Origin of the sequence: Xenorhabdus littoralis (assembly GCF_033949345.1) — a bacterium.
GTDB lineage: Bacteria > Pseudomonadota > Gammaproteobacteria > Enterobacterales > Enterobacteriaceae > Xenorhabdus > Xenorhabdus littoralis.
This window is the reverse complement of the sequence record NZ_VCDP01000049.1, coordinates 1-19,206: the sequence shown is the minus strand read 5'-3', so window position 1 is coordinate 19,206 and position 19,206 is coordinate 1. Positions and strand designations below refer to the sequence as shown.

The following is a 19,206-nucleotide window of genomic DNA, read 5'->3' as shown; positions in this document are numbered from 1 at the left end:
TTAATCTAATTCGTTATCAAGGTCGTTTGAAGTATTGCCAGCAGGAACGGCAGCCTGTGATTGGTTATATTTAGGGCTAAGCTGGATATACAGGATTGCCATTACAATACCAATGACACCTAATGCAACAAGGTTGAAGTCAGTGAAGGCAGCAGTCACGAAACCAAGGTAGAAGAATGGCATCAGATAACCTGCGCGCATCATATTAATCACCATGGCATAACCAACAACCACGATCATGCCGCCTGCGATATTCAATCCGCTGGTAACGACTTGTGGGATGGAATTCAACATATGCTGAACTTCAGAAGTTCCGACTGATATGGCAACAATCAGGGCAGGAATAGCGATTCGCATCGCCTGAAGAAGCAGTGCTGAAATATGAATGACACTGATCGCTCGAAGATTACCATTTTCTGCCGCTTTATCTGCCGCATGCTGGAAACCGACGGTTAGGGTACGAACGATGATAGTCAGGACCTGGCCTGCCGCAGCCAGAGGGATAGCCAGTGCGATACCTGCACCAACGTCCTGACCGCCCGCGATAACCAGAATGGTTGAAATGATGGAAGCCAATGCGGCATCAGGGGCAACGGCTGCACCGATATTCATCCAGCCAAGGGCAATCATTTCCAGTGTACCACCGATGATGATACCGGTTTTCATATCGCCCAGCACTAAGCCAACTAATGTACAGGCAATTAACGGACGGTGAAATTGAAATTCATCAAGAATGGAATCCATACCTGCGATACAGGCAACGATGAATATCAATACAAGTTGAACAACGGTAATTTCCATTGTTTTTCTCCTGTAACCAAATGTAATTTGGTAAGAATTTTGTTATTGAGTAATGGTTAGTAAAATGATATTTGTTTTTAAGCTTTTTTGAGCAGATCCATCATATTTAAACGGGTATCGCTCGAGACTTTGCGAGCTTCCAGTTCTATGCCATGAGAATTCAATTTTTCGAAGGCATTGATGTCATCGTTATCAACGGAAATCGCGTTGTTGATCTGGGTTTTTCCTTGACGGAAAGCCATCCCACCGATATTGACCGATTCGAGAGTCACACCGCCGTCTACGATACGCAGAACATCTGTTGGGTTGGTGAATAACAACATTACGCGTTCACCAGCATATTTGGGGTTATTGTAAACACGAACACATTTGGCAACGTCTATAACATGTGCACTGACGCCAGGAGGTGCAACTTGTTTCAACAGGGTAGAACGAACGGTATCCTGAGCCACTTCATCACTGACTACAATGATGCGCTTGACATTAGTTTCTTTCGTCCAACGAGTGGCAACCTGACCGTGGATAAGGCGATCATCAATACGGGCAAGGGCTATTTTCATGTGACCGCCTGCTGTGGGTGCTGAAACAGGGGCAACGATTGGTGTGGCAGGTTTGGCTGGTTCAGGTTTTACGGTTTCTTCTTCTGGTACTGCTTTAAGGGCACGAATGCCTTCTCTCCCAGTCTCCAGTGCAACAGCAACCAGCTCTTCCATGGATGGATCATCGTCACGACACATGAAAGCTTCAACCAGCATCGGGACGTTTACTCCGGTGATGATTTCGTAGTTGTCTTTATCAACAACAATACGGTTTGCAGCATTGAACGGGCTGCCACCCCACGTATCGACGAAAAACAGAACGCCTTGTTTGGTATCAAGCGACTCCAGTTTTTTGTTGTATTTATCGAATAACGTATCAGCATTTTCACCGGGCACGAAGTCGATGTAAGAAACGTTTTCTTGTTCCCCGATCAACATCTCTGTGGTATGAAGCAGTTGTTCTGCCGCTGCCCCGTGTGTGCCAATCATAATGGCTATACTCACTTGTTTTCCCCTTTCTGTAACAATTGAATTCAACCCTGCTTAGAGTTCATACTCAATATTTCTAATGTATTGCACCTTCTATCAGTAAATATGATGGTTACAAACATACCGTGTTATCGAAAACCTATCTCAATATTTTATTTCTTATAGTGATATATTTTGTCACATAAGAAAATATGTCGTTAGATTATCATTAGAAGGCTTTGAGAAAATTGCTATCAGTCAGAAAAATTAATACGGACTGTTTTAATAGGTGAAAATAAGATTTTTAACTTAAGTTACATTATTTATTGTTTTTTTATCTCATAAATTTCTATTTAATTAGTGATTAGAACTGTTTCCGGTAACATTTTGTTAATTTTTGTGTAAAAAAATATGATGTTTTTATCGTGAAAGGAAAAATAATGTACTTCAGTGATCCGTTTCAGCAAAAAAAATATCCCGGCCAAATGGGCGGGATATTTTTCAGGCAGAATATGTTTGTAGTAAAAATAGGCAACTTTACACTCATCACGGGAGAGATGAGTGACAGTTTAGATTAATCACACTGAACTTTGATCGCCAAACCACCACGTGAAGTTTCACGGTACTTCGCGTTCATATCTTTACCGGTTTCATACATGGTCTCAATGACCTTATCAAGCGAAACGCGTGGTTCACTGGTACGGCGTAGCGCCATACGAGCTGCGTTGATTGCTTTGACTGAAGCAATTGCATTACGCTCAATACACGGAACCTGTACTTGTCCTGCAACAGGATCACAGGTCAGGCCCAGATTATGTTCCATGCCAATTTCTGCTGCGATACAAACTTGCTCAGGGCTTGCTCCCTGCAGTTCAGCGAGGCCCGCTGCTGCCATTGAACAAGCAACGCCGACTTCGCCCTGACAACCGACTTCGGCACCAGAAATAGACGCGTTCATCTTATACAGGATACCTATGGCACCAGAAGCCAGGAAATAGCGGATGTACAGCTCAGGCGTTACTGGTTCGATACAATGATTGTAGTAGGCCAGAACAGCGGGCACGATACCACATGCACCATTGGTCGGCGCTGTAACAACTCGGCCACCGGCAGCATTTTCTTCGTTGACAGCTAATGCGAACATGTTGATTAAATCAACAACATTCATCGGGTCATTGGATAAATTGTTGGATGATGTCAACATACGATGCAATGCTGCTGCACGGCGAGGAACTCGCAGTGGGCCAGGCAATACACCTTCGGTGTTCAAACCACGTTCGATACACGCTTGCATGGTCGCCCACACATCAGCAAAATACTCATCAATCTCTTCTTTGCTGTGCAAATCCAACTCGTTTTTCATCATCAAGCCGGATAGGGATAAACCTGTTTTTTTGCAGTTCATCAGCAACTCAGCCGCAGAACTGTACGGGTAAGAAACTGGTTTGGTATCTTGAGATGGTTTGCCGAAATGTTCTTCATCAATAATGAAACCACCACCGATAGAGTAGTAGGTTTTGCTATAGACTTCTTCGTCTCCTGCGAATGCATGAATTTGCATGCCGTTTTCGTGCAGTGACAGATTATCGCTACGGAAGTTCATACCACCATCGCGAGGAAAATCGACTTCATGTAAACCATTTGCCAGCGGCAAACGTTGGGTGTGCTCAACATCACGAATAAAACCTGGAATTAAATCAATATCAACAGTTGCCGGCATATTGCCTGCCAGTCCCATAATGATAGCGATATCTGTATGGTGACCTTTCCCGGTTAATGAAAGTGAGCCGTATACATCAACAGCTACACGCGTGATAGAGGACATTACTCCTTGGTTTACAAGATCATCGACAAATTGTTTGCCTGCTTTCATAGGACCAACAGTATGAGAGCTGGATGGGCCAATACCCACCTTAAACATGTCGAAAACGCTAATCACGCCAGACTCCTTTAAGAAGAAAGAAATATAGTTATTTATATTAAAGCGCGCTACTTTACTGTTATTTAGTAGTGATGATAAAGGAGTTTACAGTTTTTTTTTAATTATAATAGCAATCGATATGATCTTGAATAATAAATGCACATTTCCATGTCATTTTACGTTCAGTCTAGAGCGTTTTTTGAACTTGTTGTGCTAATCGATAAATAATGGCGGCTGTTAATCCCCAGATCATTTTTTCTTGATGCCAATAAAAATAGATTCGATGCTGCCGATCACAGCGTTTTATATCCAAATATTGATAGTGAGGAAGAGATAACACATCAGATAGCGGGACTTCAAAAACTTTTGCCACTTCTGCTGGATTTGTCTTAAACCTAAAGGAAACAGGGGATGAAATCAGCCCTATAACTGGGGTGACAAGATAACCTCCACTGCTGTCCAGCGGGGCTAATTGCCCCAGAATTTGCACTTTGTCCTGAGGGATATTGACTTCCTCTTCTGCTTCACGCAATGCGGTGGCAATAAGGGAATGATCTTCGGGATCAGCGGCTCCGCCCGGAAAAGCAATCTGACCTGCATGGGAGCGGAGGTTCAGAGATCGTTGCGTCAATAAAAGTGTTGGCTCTGGCTTACATATAATCGGCAGTAATACTGCTGCATTCCGTTGATTGCTCGCTAATTGCGTTGTTTTTGCAGGAAGTTGCAATTGGAACCGATAAATGAAGTCCGAAAGCGATATCATGGTATGTGAAGTCTCCCTAATTGAGGTAAGATTCGTCCAAGTTTATCAAATGTTTCCTGATATTCTTTTTCAGCTATACTGTCTGCAACAATACCCCCTCCAGCCCAACAGTAAATTTTTCCATTTTCTGTCAGTAAGGTACGGATAGTGATATTGCTGTCCATTGTGCCACAGAAACTAATATAGCCAATAGCACCGCAATATCCATGTCTGCGATGTGGTTCTAATTCTTCAATAATTTCCATGGCACGGATTTTTGGGGCACCGGTAATTGAACCGCCAGGAAAACAGGCTCGCAGTAAATCGCTGGCATGATATTTATCAGGTAAAGTGGCCGTAATAGTGCTGACCAAGTGATGCACAGCCGGAAAAGGTTCCACAACAAACAGCTCAGGAACTTTGACAGAACCCGGAATAGCAACCCGACCGATGTCATTCCGCAAAAGATCAACAATCATCAGATTTTCAGCACGATCTTTTCGTGAATTGGCTAATTTTTCAGCCTGCAATCGATCTTCTGTTGGATCTTGTAATCGTGGCAGGGTTCCCTTGATTGGGCGGGTTTGAATTTGTTTATCTTCCAGCAGAATAAAACGTTCAGGTGAAACGCTGATAATGCAGTGTTCAGGCAAACGAATAAAGGCAGAAAAAGGCGCCCGATTGCTTTCATTGAGTTGAGTGAATGCCTGCCATTCATCTCCTTGATAATCAGCATGAAAACGCTGTGATAAATTGACTTGATAACAATCACCATCCCGTAGATAGCGATGGATTCGAGCAATCTTTTCGTAGTATTGTTGTTCCGTCATGTTGGATTGCCACTGGCTTGTCAGAGAAAAATTGTTTTCCTTGTTTGCCGGTAGGGATTCTAACCATGCCAGTCGTTCATCAATATCGTGGTAACTCAGTAAAGTGGCTTTTTTTTGTTGATGATCTATAACTAGTCCCCAATCGTAGATCCCAACAGCCATATCAGGAAAGCTCAGCTCATTGGCAGTGATTGTTGGCAATTTTTCAATCCGTCGCCCAAGATCATATCCCCATATACCTAATGCTCCTCCCTGAAAAGGCAGGTCTGGATCAAATTGGGGGAAAATATCACAGGAATGAAGATAATTTTTTAGTAATAGAAAAGGGTCTTCTTGTGAAAGAGAAACCTCACCAGCATGACTAATTTCGGTAGACTCACCGCATGTCACAAGAGTTGTCACTGGCTCGGCAACGAGAATATCAAATCGATTATGTGAGTGTTCAGCCGCTCCTGAGTGCAACAACATCGCCCAGGGGGATGCAGAGAGAGGGGCAAAATAGTGAGTGGCAAGATCAGGAGAATAAGGTATTTGTTGTTTTCGTAGTACAGTCTTCATGATGGAATTAGTATTGAGGTTGAGCTATTCACGGTAAATAACGCATTAATCAACGGAGGTTATCACAGAATCCCACTCCTGACTTGAGATAAAAAAGACTATAATCCTAGTTTGCCATTAATTGTTATATTTTTTTGAGGTTATTGCCATGTTTTCAGGTATGCCAGCATTATCCCACGAAGAGCAGCAAGCCGCTGTAGAAAGGATCCATCAGTTTATTTCAGAAGGAATGAGCAGTGGGGAAGCTATCGTCATCGTTGCTCAGGAATTGCGCGAAAAACATCAGGATGATGAACAGATCCATGTTTTATTTGAAGATGATGAAGAATAGTTGCAACGTATTTTTAACAAAACTCACATAATTACTTTCTAGGCCATGTTAATTTATCGTAACTTTTAGTCCATATAATTTGGATGGTCAATATGAAGACAAGTCGGTTTATTCATCACATTGGGTTATTGAGTGCTGGGGTTCTGCTTTCTGCTTCATTTACTGCGATGGCTGCTGAGAATGAGCGCGTGGCAAAGTTTATTTCTTGTAACAATTTAACTAAAGGGCAAGTTGCCGCTCAGGTTAAGCAAGATTTTTTACAAAATCGCATTAACCATTGGGATACAGACAAGCGGGAGTTAGGTACTTCAAAACCGATTGCATGGGTAAATGTCAATGATATTAGTGGTGATAGAAGCGCATTGCAGGTTCCACTTATTGTCCGTGGCTCGAAAAAAGACAAAAGTTACAATGTTACAATCGATTGCCAAAAAGAAACTATAAGTTATAGTGAAGTAAAGTAAATAATTTGTCATGCTATCTTCAAAATATAGGCGGGATACTGGTGAAGTATCCCGTTTTGTTTAAACAGTGAGAGGGCTTTATGACGGAACTACGGAAACTCTATCCTGCTTATAATGCATATCGAACAGGATATTTAGATACTGGAGACGGACATCAGGTTTACTGGGAGTTGTGTGGCAATCCGAAAGGTAAACCAGCAGTATTCATTCATGGTGGCCCGGGTGGTGGTATCGCAAATTATCATCGGCAGTTATTTGATCCTGAACGTTATCATATTATGTTGTTTGATCAGCGTGGCTGCGGGCGATCTAAACCCCATGCCAGCCTGGAGAACAACACCACGTGGCATCTGATAGATGATATTGAGCGGCTGCGTAATCTGATGGGGGTTGAGAAATGGCTGGTTTTTGGCGGTTCATGGGGCTCAACTCTATCTTTGGCTTATGCGGAAAAACACCCGGAGCGAGTATCAGAATTGGTATTGAGGGGGATTTTTCTGCTCCGTCCACAAGAGCTGCATTGGTATTATCAGCAAGGCGCTTCTCATTTTTTCCCAGAAAAATGGGAACGTACGTTATCCATTCTATCCGAAAAAGAGCGGAAAAATGTGATAGCTGCTTATAACAAACGATTGACAAGTGATGATCGGCAAGTGCAGTTGGAAGCTGCGCGTTTATGGAGCCTCTGGGAAGGAGAAACGGTAACGTTATTGCCTTCTTCAAATGCAGATTCATTTGCAGAAGATAAATTTGCCTTAGCGTTTGCACGTATTGAAAACCACTACTTTATCAATAACGGTTTTATAGATGAAAACCAGCAGTTATTGGATCATATTGATGTGATTAGGCATATTCCGGCCGTTATTGTACATGGGCGTTATGATATGGCGTGTCAGGTGCAGAATGCATGGGATCTGGCACAGGCATGGCCGGAAGCTGAATTGCACATTGTAGAAGGTGCGGGACACTCTTTTGATGAAGCGGGCATTTTGCATCAGTTAATCAATGCTACTGATAAATTTGCCGGGAAATAGCTTATATCCGTCGTCTTTCAAGCCGTATCTTTGTTGGCTACGCTCACCCACCCCAGTCACATAGCCTGCTATGCTTCTGGGGATTCGTTCCTTTGTCGCTGCGCTGTAACTTGAAATCTATTGGATACAGATAACCACCCGCTAAGTGGTGGTTATCTGTTAACGATTTTTAACGGCTTCTAGGCTCATACGGCAAGCGTGACAGGAACCTCGATTGCTGGCGGTAGTACTGTAAACGCTGTTGGAAATATTCCTTCAGATGCGATGGCTGTGATTGTTCAACAATGTCAGGAATGATAGGCATATTATACCGTTCTTTGAAAGCAACACTTGATGCGGCTAAATCGACATTAACCTTATCCATCTCGTCTTTAGGTAACTTAGCTAAGTTATATTCCATAATGATCTCTCCGAAAACTTAGAATCTATCCCATTAGGCTATTTTATTTGGCAGGGAAGAAAATTAATCGACTCTTTTTTGTTTAGCAAGTGATTTAATAAGTGCAAAAAAACGCCTGATAAACATAAATAATATCTATTCTCATTTTTATTAAAAAGTTATTTTTTTAGAAAATATTAAAATAAATAAAAGTGATTCTTATTTCCCTATATTTAATGAGATTTATTCTTATTGTAAAATTTTAATAAAATGATAATTATCAAATGGTTATATATTTTTATTTTATTTTTGTTTTATGTGTTTTTAATTGGCATAATACGCGCAGTTTAATTATTCATTAGGAGGGAAGATCGATGTTAAAACAAGAAATGATCAAAAAATTAAATGAGCAGTTAAATTTAGAATTTTACTCTGCTAATTTATACCTGCAAATGAGTGCATGGTGTAGTGACAAAGGATATGAAGGTGCAGCGGCATTTCTGAAAACTCATTCACAGGAAGAAATGCAGCATATGCAGCGTCTGTTTGATTATTTGGGTGATACCGGCTCAATGCCTGTATTGGGCGCAATTCAGGCTCCTCCTGTTGAATTTAACTCTATTTCAGATGTGTTTCATCAAACTTACGAGCATGAAAAATTGATCACAGAAGAGATCAACAAGCTTGCTCATGTGGCGATGATGACACAGGATTATTCTACTTTTAACTTCTTACAGTGGTATGTTGCAGAACAACATGAAGAAGAAAAACTGTTCAAATCTATTCTGGATAAACTGGATCTGGTGGGCGAAAGTGGTAAGTCACTATTCTTGCTGGATAAAGATCTGAAAGGTTTGTCTATGGCTCCGACCCATGCTTAATGAGCTGTCATAATAAGTTGATTTGAAATGTTTTTACCGTAGTTCCTGCTTTTTCGTTTATTTTTGAGGCAAGAATTACGGTTCTTTTCTTTTTTGTTCTTAATTTTGCGCAGTGCTTCACAGGTCAAGACATTACTTGTCTGTTAGCGCAGATTAAACAGATTATTTGATATAGAATCCCTGCCTGAGTATAAAAAATTCAACTACATATTAAAGGGTTATCTATATGTCCACTCTCAGCATCCGTTCATTCTGGGCCAAATTATCTACTCTTGTGGTTCTGTTTGTCGGTATGTCCTGTCAACAGGCTTTGGCTCATGCTCATTTGAAAGACCAGACTCCCGCAGAAAATACAACAGTTGAAGCAGTTCCACAGGCTATAACCTTGAGTTTTTCAGAACGTATTGAACTTGGGTTCAGTAAGGTGAAATTGATTGGCCCAGAAAAAACCGCTGTTAAAACAGGTAAACTGGAACTTGATCCTGAAACAAAAACTAAATTAATCCTGCCAGTTGAAGCCAAACTTGCTGCGGGAGAATATAGTGTCGACTGGAGTGTGCTTTCTGTCGATGGTCATAAAACAAAAGGTGCATACAGCTTTACTGTAAAATAATGATCTCATTAGAGGCTCTATACATATTCTGCCGTTTTTCTCATTTTGTGGCTGTCATGCTGATGTTTGGCCTGAATTTATTCACGATAATGCTCATTTCTGGCCATTTTTCGACTCTGATGAGAGAGCGGTTAAAGATAGGGGTTTCAATCAGTACAGTGCTAGCTTTGGTGACCTCCATAGTCTGGTTTATCGTACAAGCCGGGTTGATGGGGGATGGCTGGACTGATACCTATGTGCCAGCTATCTGGCTCGCTGTATTGGAAACCGCTTTTGGGCAAGTCTGGAAATGGCAATTATTGATTGCTGTTCTTGCTGTTGGAGCGCTGTTTCTCTCCCATGCGAAGGTCAGAAATGTTCTGTTGTTGAGTTGTTCAGTTATTCTGCTCTCCAGCCATGCTTTCATTGGTCATGCAGCCATGCATGAAGGAAATATTGGGCTATTATTTCAAATCAATCAGGTTATCCATTTATTGAGTGCTGGTTATTGGTTTGGTGGATTATGGCCATTCTTGTTGTGCCTGCAATTTTTGCGTTTGAGAAAGGTATCAGAAGAAAATTTATACCTTAATAGTAAATATGTAGATAGTAGTCAACACGAAGGAAAGACCGGCTGTAGTGGGAGAAGTCATAGTGAGAGAAGTAATAGTGAGAGAAGCCATAGTGGGAGAAGCAATAGCGGAAATGGCTCTACGAGCCTATATGCGGAAAGCATTGCTGCAATGAGAAAATTTTCCTTTTATGGGCATTTTGCTGTTTTTCTGGTGATCGTGACAGGGATTGTGAGCAGTGCTATTTTAATTCCTGGCTGGCCTATTTTCAGTCGCGTTCTTTCTGAATATCAATCCATGTTGTGGCTGAAGATAGTTCTGATTGTTGGCATGGTACTTTTGGCATTGAGCAACCGTTATATTTTAGTGCCTAAATTAAGGCAGCAAAGATGCTATCAATTATTGATAATTAACAGCTGGCTGGAAATTATCCTTGGGACATCTGCATTATTATGCGTAGCGATTTTTGCAACGCAATCTCCTGCGTGATCTCTGAATTATAGATGCAAATCAGGGTACATAAATGAAGGCATTGGCGATAAAATTAGGTTTTGTGTCTATCAGGGGAATGATAATGAAACGAGTATTTTGGATTTTGCCTTTTTTCCTTCTCTCTTTTCAGGGAGTTGCAGCACCGATACAAACCATCAGTAAGCTCCAGTTTGGAAAACAATGGGCATTTACCCGTGAAGAAGTAATGCTTGATTGTCGTTCAGATGGAGCGTTATTTGTGATAAATCCCAGTACATTGATGCAATACCCGTTGAATGATCGAGCAATAGAACTTGTGGAATCCAATAAAGTTATTGCAAAATCATTAAATACGATCCTCTTAGATAATCCTGAAGATCCTAATAAAAAGATGAGTATTGAGCCATTCCAGAAAGCAGCGTTGGTATTATGCGATCATGTGAATGATAAAAAGCAATGACGGATTAATGCTCCCATCGGACAAGGGACAAAATTTGGTAAATCATCGCATGTCAACTACGCTTTAAATGGTAAGTTGTTCTACGTCTCAATGGCAACTTTTGCGCACGGCTCTTTAATGGAGCCATTTTCCCTAGGCCGAGTAGAGGAGTTGACTCGGCCTTTTTTTGCTTATCGCAAGGAAAGATGATTTTTACACTCTTTTCAATAAATTATTTCATTTTTTCATATATATAATAAGCAAATGAGAATAAAACAACCATACGGAATATCGCGAAGATGTTTTATAATAAGAACATGAGCAAGGGCACGATTCTGACTGCAAGTCAGAATCATTTTTGATATAAGTTGTGATATTTCCCTAAATCTCATCAGTGAATACGGGTAAAAATAATTAAAGAAAATTTTAATTTAGGGAAACAGACGATATTCTGAAAAAGAATTTACGTCATGCTGATGAATTACTCGTCAAAAATACTCTGGCAGACACGGTAACAAACCTTTAATGTAAAGGAATTGTTTTTATTTTGTTATATTACTTGCGGTTTCATAGGGCGTATGAATAAGAATGAATTTTATCGAGAGTTAACAGATAGCTTGGTATCACTATTGTCAGGTGAATATGATTTTATCGCTTCTCTTGCTAATGCGAGTGCGTTGTTATATGAACGTTTAGATAGTGTTAATTGGGTTGGCTTTTATTTAGTAGATGATGATACCCTAGTTTTAGGGCCATTTCAGGGTAAGATTGCTTGCGTTCGCATCCCTGTCGGAAAAGGTGTGTGTGGAACGGCTGTTGCAAATAAAAGAATTCAGCGTATTTCTGATGTGCATATTTTCCCCGGTCATATAGCTTGTGATACAGCCAGTAATGCTGAGATTGTTCTCCCTTTAGAAATAAATGGGCAAATTATTGGGGTTTTGGATATCGATAGCACGGTTTTTGATCGGTTTGATGAGAACGATGAAAATGGCTTGAAAGCGCTTGTTATCAAGCTTTGTAAACATTTGGGGCAATGTGTTGTGTCAAAATATCTAAAACAGAACGTAACTTAATATACGTATGACGTGGCATTTATTAGCAACACTATTATAATGTCGCCTGTTCATGCCTGCGCTGATTGGCAAAACCGTTGTAATCAGGAAATTTCATGGAAAATCAACCTAAGTTGAACAGTAGTAAAGAAGTCATAGCTTTCTTGGCTGAACGCTTCCCGTTGTGTTTCGCAGCAGAAGGTGAAGCACGTCCTTTAAAGATCGGGATCTTTCAGGATATCGTTGAACGTATTCAGGGCGAAGAGTGTTTGAGTAAAACACAACTTCGTTCTGCTTTGCGTTTGTATACCTCCAGTTGGCGTTACCTTTATGGTGTAAAAGAGGGTGCCCAGCGTGTTGATCTTGATGGAAATGCTTGTGGTGAGCTGGAAGTTGAGCATATCGAACATGCGCGTCAGCAATTGGTGGAAGCAAAAGCACGAGTACAAGCCCAACGAGCTGAACAGCGTGCCAAGAAACGTGAAACAGAAAACGTATCTGATAAGAAAAGTGAACGGCCTGTGAATAAAAAAGCGGTTTCTCGCCGCCAGACATCAGGTGATGGTGAAAAACGACCATCTCGTTCGCAAAATCGTCTGCAACAATCGAATAAACCAGCAGATAAAACCACAAAGAAAACTGTGCAACCTGAGTTAATCTCAGTCACAGATGTATCCTCTTTGAAAGTCGGTCAGACAATCAAAGTAAATGTAGGAAAAAGCCTAATGGATGCATCTGTGCTTGAAATTGCAAAAGATGGTGTAAGAGTGCAGTTACCGACTGGTCTGGCAATGATTGTACGCGCAGAACACTTAAAGTTCTGATACGGAGGCCAACTTGGGCATGAACAAACTCATTACATTGGCTTTCGTTTTAGGTCTATCATTTTCGGGTACAGGGTATGCGGATGCTGTTAATGACAATACGGTCATCAATAGCAGTACCGCCAGTGGTAGTGTCATCAGTAGTAACAGTACAGCCAGTAAATCTGTTATTAGTCTGAATCAGTTGCCAGATCTCAAGCCAGAACCGCAACATTCCACAATAAGTCAGCGGATTGCTTCCCGCTTTCTTCATTCTCATTACCGCCAGTTCTATTTGGATGCGGATTTCTCAGGAAAAATTTTTGATCGCTATCTGAATCTGCTGGATTATGGGCATAATGTTTTTCTGGCATCGGATATTGCACAATTTGAAACTCAAAAGGGTGCTTTAGGAAAAGAGCTTGAAAACGGCAATTTAAAACTCCCTTATGCCTTATTTAATCTGGCGCAAAAGCGTCGTTTTGAGCGCTATCAATATGTTCTCTCTCGTTTGGAGCAGCCTGTCAATTTAGATGGTCATGACACAATTGAAACAGAACGTTCCAAAGCACCGTGGCCAACGAGTGTTGAGGCGTTGAATAAGCTTTGGGATGCTAAGATTAAATCTGATTGGATAAACCTCAAGTTGTCCGGCAAAAGCGACAAAGAAATCAAAGAAACACTGACCAAACGTTATAGAATGTTTTTGAAACGCCTCACTCAAACTAAAAGTGAAGAGGTTTTTCAAACTATTATGATGGCGTTTGCTCGTGAAATAGATCCTCATACCAGTTATCTCTCCCCGCGTGACACAGAGCAGTTTAATTCAGAGATAAACCTCTCTCTTGAAGGTATAGGTGCTGTTTTACAATATGAAGATGAATATGTCGTCATTCGTTCACTGGTCACGGGAGGCCCTGCGGCTAAGAGCAACTTGCTGAAAGTCGGTGATAAGATCATTGGTGTTGGGCAGGTTGGTAAGCCGATAGTGGATATCGTCGGGTGGCGTCTGGACGATGTTGTAGCTCTGATAAAAGGGCCGAAAGGGAGCAAAGTCCGTCTTGAAATCATTCCGAGTGCGAAAGGGGCAAAAAACCATATTGTCACCTTAACCCGTGAGAATGTTCGTCTCGAAGATAATGCGGCCAAGATGTCGGTGAAAACAATTGGCAAAGAGAAAGTAGGTGTCATTGATATACCGAGCTTCTATGTCGGTCTGACTAATGATGTAAAAGTACAGTTACAGAAGCTGGCTAAGCAAAGTGTTTCCGCGATTGTCATTGATTTACGTGGTAATGGTGGCGGGGCATTGACAGAAGCAGTATCGTTGTCTGGCTTGTTTATTTCTACTGGTCCGGTTGTTCAGATCAGAGATAATACCGGTAAAATTAAAGAAGAATCGGATACGGATGAGGCAATATATTATAAAGGCCCTCTGATTGTTCTCGTTGACAGTAGGAGCGCTTCTGCTTCTGAAATTTTTGCTGCGGCGATGCAGGATTATGGTCGGGGATTGATTGTTGGAGAACCTACTTTCGGTAAAGGTACGGTTCAGCAATATCGTCCTCTGAATCGAATTTATGATCAGATGCTTACTCCCAATTGGCCAAAGACTGGGTCTATACAATATACCATTCAGAAGTTCTATCGTATAAATGGTGGCAGTACTCAGCTTAAAGGTGTCACACCTGATATAGTTATGCCAACAGGGGAAGAGCCTGCTGAGATAAGCGAGAGCCAAGAGGACAATGCATTACCTTGGGATAGCATTCAACCTGCACCTTATACTCCCTCAACGGTAATTTCAACGTTAACGCCGCAACTGCTTAAATTGCATAACCAACATATAGCCAATGATCCTGAATTTAAATATATCAAACAGGATATTGCCTACTATAAAGTTATAAAAAATCGCAACGGCATTTATTCTTTGAATTATGCTCAAAGAGAGAAAGAAAATAAGGAATACGAAGCAATTAAGTTGAATCGTATTAATGAGCGTTTTAAAAGGGAAGGAAAAAAACTGCTCAAGTCACTTGATGATTTACCAAAAGATTATAAAGGGCCAGATCCTTACTTAGATGAATCGGTAAAGATTGCGCTGGATTTGGCGCATCAGCCTGCTGAAATGGCTATTACGAAGTAATTTCAACGTTCGTTTAAAGAAAAAGGCCGGCTTGAGAGCTGGCCTTTTTTGTCATATTGTAAAGTTATGTTGATTTTATCGCTTAACGTCTTAAAACACTTGAATAATATGGGTTTAGTTCCCATTTTATGGCTCAACTCTTAGTTGAACTGTTTGATTATTAAAGGAAGCAAATTTATATGATAAGAATAGCCTTGTTCCTTCTCACTAACCTTGCTGTCATGGTGGTGTTTGGGATAATACTTTCACTTACCGGAGTTCAGCGGAGTAGTGTTACTGGCCTCATGATTATGGCGGGTTTATTTGGTTTTGGTGGTGCATTCATTTCTTTATTAATGTCGAAATGGATGGCTCTGCGTTCTGTTGGTGGTCAGGTTATTGAAAAACCATCCAACGAAACAGAACATTGGTTGATGGAAACGGTACGTCGTCAGTCAGATCAGGTTGGCATTACTATGCCACAAGTTGCTATCTATGATGCTCTGGATATTAACGCATTTGCGACAGGAGCTCGCCGTAATGCTTCTCTGGTGGCTGTCAGTACGGGGCTGCTAAACAACATGAGCCGTGATGAAGCTGAGGCTGTCATTGCACATGAAATTAGCCACATCGCTAATGGTGACATGGTAACAATGACGTTGCTACAGGGTATTGTGAACACATTCGTTATTTTTATTTCACGTATCATTGCACAAGCAGCGGCAAGCTTTCTTTCCAGCAATGATGATGAAAGCGAAAGTAGCAGTAATGGCAATCCAATCGTTTATATGGTGCTTTCTATGGTGCTGGAGATCGTGTTTGGTATTCTGGCGAGTATTATTACCATGTGGTTCTCTCGTTATCGCGAATTTCATGCTGACGCAGGATCAGCGAAACTGGTTGGACGTGAAAAGATGATCGCCGCGTTGCAACGCCTTAAGACCAGTTATGAACCTCAGGAAGAAGGGCGCATGATGGCATTCTGTATTAATGGCAAATCAAAGAGTTTCAGTGAATTGTTCTTATCTCACCCGCCGTTGGATAAGCGCATTGAAGCTCTTCGTAGTGGTGAGTATATAAAATAATGCCGTAATAGGCTGCAACTGCCTGTAATTAGTCACAAATAAAAAGCGGGGGATTATATGGTCCCCCGCTTTTTTTAATCACAATTTTGAGTGGATCTGATTCAGTCAGTCAGATAGCTGGTTTTTAAGAGTGGCTTAATACAGCTTCTTCATCTTGTTCAAATACTTCTTTATTGGTTTTACCCATTAATTGACTGGTGATTGTACCCGCAGTCATTGCTCCATTGACGTTTAATGCTGTACGACCCATATCAATAAGAGGTTCAACAGAAATCAGCAGGGCAACTAATGTGACCGGCAGACCCATTGCAGGTAAAACAATCAATGCTGCAAACGTTGCTCCACCACCGACACCAGCAACACCCGCTGAGCTGATGGTCACAATCCCGACAAGAGTAGCAATCCATAGAGGGTCGAAAGGATCAATACCTATGGTAGGAGCAACCATCACTGCCAGCATGGCCGGATAGATGCCCGCACAACCATTTTGACCGATAGTAGCACCAAAAGAAGCAGAGAAGCTGGCGATAGATTCAGGCACACCAAGGCGGCGGGTTTGAGTTTCGATATTCAGCGGAATACTCGCTGCACTTGAACGGCTGGTAAATGCAAATGTCAGTACAGTTCCTGCTTTTTTGAAGAATTTCAGCGGATTAATACCAGTCATTGCCAGAAGACCACCATGTACTACAAACATTAAACCGAGGGCAATATAAGAGGCAACGACAAAGTTACCTAATTGTTTAATGTCATGAATATTGGAGCTGGCAACGACTTTAGTCATCAAGGCCATCACACCGTATGGCGTCAGGCGCATAACCAATCTAACTAGTTTCATTGTCCATGCTTGCATAGTATCAATGGCAACGAGTGCTCTCTCACCCCGCTCATGATCATCTTTAAGCATTTGCAATGCTGCAATACCTAAAAATGCCGCAAAAACCACAACACTAATAATGGAAGTAGGGCTTGCTCCGGTCAGGTCAGCAAAAGGATTTTTAGGGATAAAAGAGAGAATGATCTGTGGCACACTCATATCTGCAACTTTGCCAATATAATTGGTTTCAATAGCGGATAAGCGAACAGTTTCTTGAGTACCTTGAATTAATCCGGCAGCGTTTAGACCGAATAAATTGGCCATTATGATGCCGATTAAAGCCGAAATAGCTGTAGTTAATAATAAGGTGCCAATTGCCAGAAAACTGATTTTTCCTAAAGAAGATGCTTTATGTAAACGAGCAACTGCACTTAGGATCGATGCGAAAACCAATGGCATAATGACCATTTGCAGTAGCTGCACATAACCATTACCGACAATGTTAAACCATTTAATTGATTCTTTTACTGTAATATTATCTGTGCCATAAATGATGTTCAATGCAAGTCCAAAAATGACTCCCACAATTAGAGCTACAAGAACTTTTTTGGATAAGCTCCACTTATTTGAACTTGTTTTTGCTAGTAAAATAAGTAGTGCTATGAAAACAAGCACGTTAATAATGAGTGGTAAATTCATCCCTAGTCTCCAAACTTCTAGCTATTATATCTATGCCTTTGATCTTTCAAGCTGTTGCTTTGATTGGCTGTGTGCAGCTTGGGATCTATCGGACTCATGCCATGAAAAGTATAAGAGTAAATGGTATCAGCATAAGAATAAGCTTACTTATAATTAAATGGAATTTAATATAATTATTTTTTACTAATTAGCTTAATTGGTTATATGTATTAAACTAAGTTTGTTTTATTTTTGTACGGATGTGGGGATTAAGTGATATAATTTAGCTGGTTATGGCTATTCATGAAGAAGTACCAATCGATAATTGATAAAAATAGTTTTTATATAATAAATATTTGGTACGCATCTCTGGTGCAAATTAATGCCGCCTTCTATGAAGGCGGATTTTTACAAATTTATATATTGAACGAAAAACAAGCTACCTGTAGATATTCTGTAGCTTATCAATTTGTAATTTATCGATCTGTAATTTGTTCAACTCTAATTGATCAAAGTAGTGGGTAAATGATGAAAAATTGATATGCTGTGGCAAGAGAATTGCACCTACCATGACTAGCACGGCAATAAACCGCTCCGCTTTTTTACGGTCTTTACCTCTAAGAATAGGAATGCAAAAACGTATTCTCAGTGGCCATAAAAGTGGAATGCCTGCTGGCGTCAGCATATCGGCAATGAGGTGGCTGATATAACCAACTATCATTGCATGGAAAAAATCAGTTGGGATAGGCCAGTTTGATGGTATTTCAGTCTGGAATAGAGTAATGCCTACGATTAATGCCAATAAACTATGTGTAAACCCACGATGTCCACAGAGTTTCGCAATTGGTAGGGATATGAAACGAAATAATCTACCCAATGTTGAACTTGGATGATCAATATCAGGTAACAATGAAGCCAAAAGTACGCCAGGGAGCATATGTAGCCAATCTCCCTGTGCTATTTCTGGTGTAATTTCTAGCTGGTGAGCCAATACAAGGCTGGCAACTGAAAAGAGAAGATGTCCTTCTGCTGTCATAACGATTTATACGAATTATATTATGGTGATTGCTGTTTATAAATACAGTGGCAGTATAGAGGGTTTTTTCTAAGGAAGATAGGGGGTAAATAGGAAAAATCTTTTATTTATTAGTATATAACACTATTATTTAAACGATTTTTATCTAGAACAGCTAAAAAAATAGTATGGCGGTCAATATTTGCGCTGCCAGATGTGTGAGGATATATATTGGAAAATGGCAGCGCAGCAGGTATTAGGTAATATTTTCTATCGTTAATTCTTTCAGTGAATTTAATTTGATATCAGCTATATAACTTTCCATAATCATGAAACATTCATATTTCCTATTCCTTTCCAGTTAATTGCGGAGGCTGCATTTAAAAAAATCTTAACTTTTTGATGAGTTGCCACATGTATTGGCAACAATGATTCTGTGTGACCGTTTCATGCAATGACTGCCATAACCGTTCTATTTTATTCAGCCAGGGAGAATATACCGGAAGAAATAACAGCTTCACTGTCGGATTTTGCTCCAACCAGGCCTCGACCCGTCGGCTGGTATGAATTTTGTAGTTGTCTAAAATGTAGCGGTCAAGCATTTCC

Annotated in this window: 20 protein-coding genes; 11 read left to right on the top strand and 9 right to left on the bottom strand. The window is 40.8% G+C overall.

Going from position 1 to position 19,206, the window contains the following annotated elements:
• The 5 genes from FE394_RS12680 to pabB all read right to left on the bottom strand — a co-directional run bounded on the left by FE394_RS12680 (position 1) and on the right by pabB (position 5,859).
• Positions 1–801 (bottom strand): PTS mannose/fructose/sorbose transporter subunit IIC, encoded by an 801-nt coding sequence (locus FE394_RS12680; protein WP_319926742.1) that lies wholly within the window; start codon positions 799–801, stop codon positions 1–3.
• Between the two features lie 77 nt (positions 802–878).
• Entirely contained in the window at positions 879–1,844 is a 966-nt protein-coding gene (gene manX / locus FE394_RS12675; RefSeq protein ID WP_319926741.1) for a PTS mannose transporter subunit IIAB, read from the bottom strand.
• A gap of 538 nt (positions 1,845–2,382) precedes the next feature.
• Positions 2,383–3,747, bottom strand: a complete 1,365-nt coding sequence (locus FE394_RS12670; protein ID WP_319926740.1) for an L-serine ammonia-lyase — start codon at positions 3,745–3,747, stop codon at positions 2,383–2,385.
• A 169-nt stretch (positions 3,748–3,916) separates the two neighbouring features.
• Positions 3,917–4,492 (bottom strand): CoA pyrophosphatase, encoded by a 576-nt coding sequence (locus tag FE394_RS12665; RefSeq protein ID WP_319926739.1) that lies wholly within the window; start codon positions 4,490–4,492, stop codon positions 3,917–3,919.
• On the bottom strand, positions 4,489–5,859 hold the full coding sequence (gene pabB / locus FE394_RS12660) for an aminodeoxychorismate synthase component 1 (protein ID WP_319926738.1): 1,371 nt from the start codon (positions 5,857–5,859) through the stop codon (positions 4,489–4,491). The genes FE394_RS12665 and pabB overlap by 4 nt, the downstream gene beginning before the upstream one ends.
• Positions 5,860–6,007: 148 nt before the next feature.
• Here pabB and FE394_RS12655 point away from each other — a divergent pair, with 148 nt between their 5' ends.
• From FE394_RS12655 to pip, 3 genes are all read left to right on the top strand, one after another.
• Positions 6,008–6,190, top strand: coding sequence for a YoaH family protein (locus FE394_RS12655; RefSeq protein ID WP_319926737.1), 183 nt, complete (start codon positions 6,008–6,010; stop codon positions 6,188–6,190).
• 92 nt (positions 6,191–6,282) lie between these two features.
• Positions 6,283–6,654 carry a protein YebF gene (gene yebF, locus FE394_RS12650; RefSeq protein WP_319926736.1) on the top strand — a complete coding sequence of 124 codons (372 nt, stop codon included), beginning with the start codon at positions 6,283–6,285 and terminating at the stop codon, positions 6,652–6,654.
• 80 nt (positions 6,655–6,734) lie between these two features.
• Positions 6,735–7,688 carry a prolyl aminopeptidase gene (gene pip / locus FE394_RS12645; RefSeq protein WP_319926735.1) on the top strand — a complete coding sequence of 318 codons (954 nt, stop codon included), beginning with the start codon at positions 6,735–6,737 and terminating at the stop codon, positions 7,686–7,688.
• Positions 7,689–7,857: 169 nt separating this feature from the next.
• Here the strand turns inward: pip and FE394_RS12640 are convergent, their stop codons facing one another.
• On the bottom strand, positions 7,858–8,088 hold the full coding sequence (locus FE394_RS12640) for a DNA polymerase III subunit theta (protein ID WP_319926734.1): 231 nt from the start codon (positions 8,086–8,088) through the stop codon (positions 7,858–7,860).
• 353 nt (positions 8,089–8,441) lie between these two features.
• Here FE394_RS12640 and ftnA point away from each other — a divergent pair, with 353 nt between their 5' ends.
• The 8 genes from ftnA to htpX all read left to right on the top strand — a co-directional run bounded on the left by ftnA (position 8,442) and on the right by htpX (position 16,090).
• Positions 8,442–8,948 carry a non-heme ferritin gene (ftnA, locus tag FE394_RS12635; protein ID WP_319926733.1) on the top strand — a complete coding sequence of 169 codons (507 nt, stop codon included), beginning with the start codon at positions 8,442–8,444 and terminating at the stop codon, positions 8,946–8,948.
• Between the two features lie 226 nt (positions 8,949–9,174).
• On the top strand, positions 9,175–9,561 hold the full coding sequence (gene copC, locus FE394_RS12630) for a copper homeostasis periplasmic binding protein CopC (protein WP_319926732.1): 387 nt from the start codon (positions 9,175–9,177) through the stop codon (positions 9,559–9,561).
• Entirely contained in the window at positions 9,561–10,601 is a 1,041-nt protein-coding gene (locus FE394_RS12625) for a CopD family protein (RefSeq protein ID WP_319926731.1), read from the top strand. Before copC ends, FE394_RS12625 begins: the two co-directional genes overlap by 1 nt.
• A gap of 85 nt (positions 10,602–10,686) precedes the next feature.
• On the top strand, positions 10,687–11,043 hold the full coding sequence (locus FE394_RS12620) for a YebY family protein (protein ID WP_319926778.1): 357 nt from the start codon (positions 10,687–10,689) through the stop codon (positions 11,041–11,043).
• A gap of 557 nt (positions 11,044–11,600) precedes the next feature.
• Entirely contained in the window at positions 11,601–12,098 is a 498-nt protein-coding gene (locus FE394_RS12615) for a GAF domain-containing protein (RefSeq protein ID WP_319926730.1), read from the top strand.
• 95 nt (positions 12,099–12,193) lie between these two features.
• On the top strand, positions 12,194–12,901 hold the full coding sequence (gene proQ / locus FE394_RS12610; RefSeq protein WP_319926729.1) for an RNA chaperone ProQ: 708 nt from the start codon (positions 12,194–12,196) through the stop codon (positions 12,899–12,901).
• Between the two features lie 19 nt (positions 12,902–12,920).
• Positions 12,921–15,026 (top strand): carboxy terminal-processing peptidase, encoded by a 2,106-nt coding sequence (gene prc, locus FE394_RS12605; RefSeq protein ID WP_319926728.1) that lies wholly within the window; start codon positions 12,921–12,923, stop codon positions 15,024–15,026.
• A gap of 179 nt (positions 15,027–15,205) precedes the next feature.
• A complete protein-coding gene (gene htpX / locus FE394_RS12600) occupies positions 15,206–16,090 on the top strand; it encodes a protease HtpX (protein WP_319926727.1) in 885 nt (294 codons plus the stop codon).
• A 124-nt stretch (positions 16,091–16,214) separates the two neighbouring features.
• On the opposite strand, the gene FE394_RS12595 is transcribed toward htpX, so the two are convergent.
• The 3 genes from FE394_RS12595 to FE394_RS12585 form a co-directional block, all read right to left on the bottom strand.
• A complete protein-coding gene (locus FE394_RS12595; RefSeq protein ID WP_319926726.1) occupies positions 16,215–17,606 on the bottom strand; it encodes an L-cystine transporter in 1,392 nt (463 codons plus the stop codon).
• Positions 17,607–18,024: 418 nt separating this feature from the next.
• On the bottom strand, positions 18,025–18,621 hold the full coding sequence (locus FE394_RS12590) for a metal-dependent hydrolase (protein ID WP_319926725.1): 597 nt from the start codon (positions 18,619–18,621) through the stop codon (positions 18,025–18,027).
• 359 nt (positions 18,622–18,980) lie between these two features.
• A partial coding sequence (locus tag FE394_RS12585) for a transposase (protein WP_319926724.1) occupies positions 18,981–19,206 on the bottom strand: 226 nt, incomplete at its 5' end.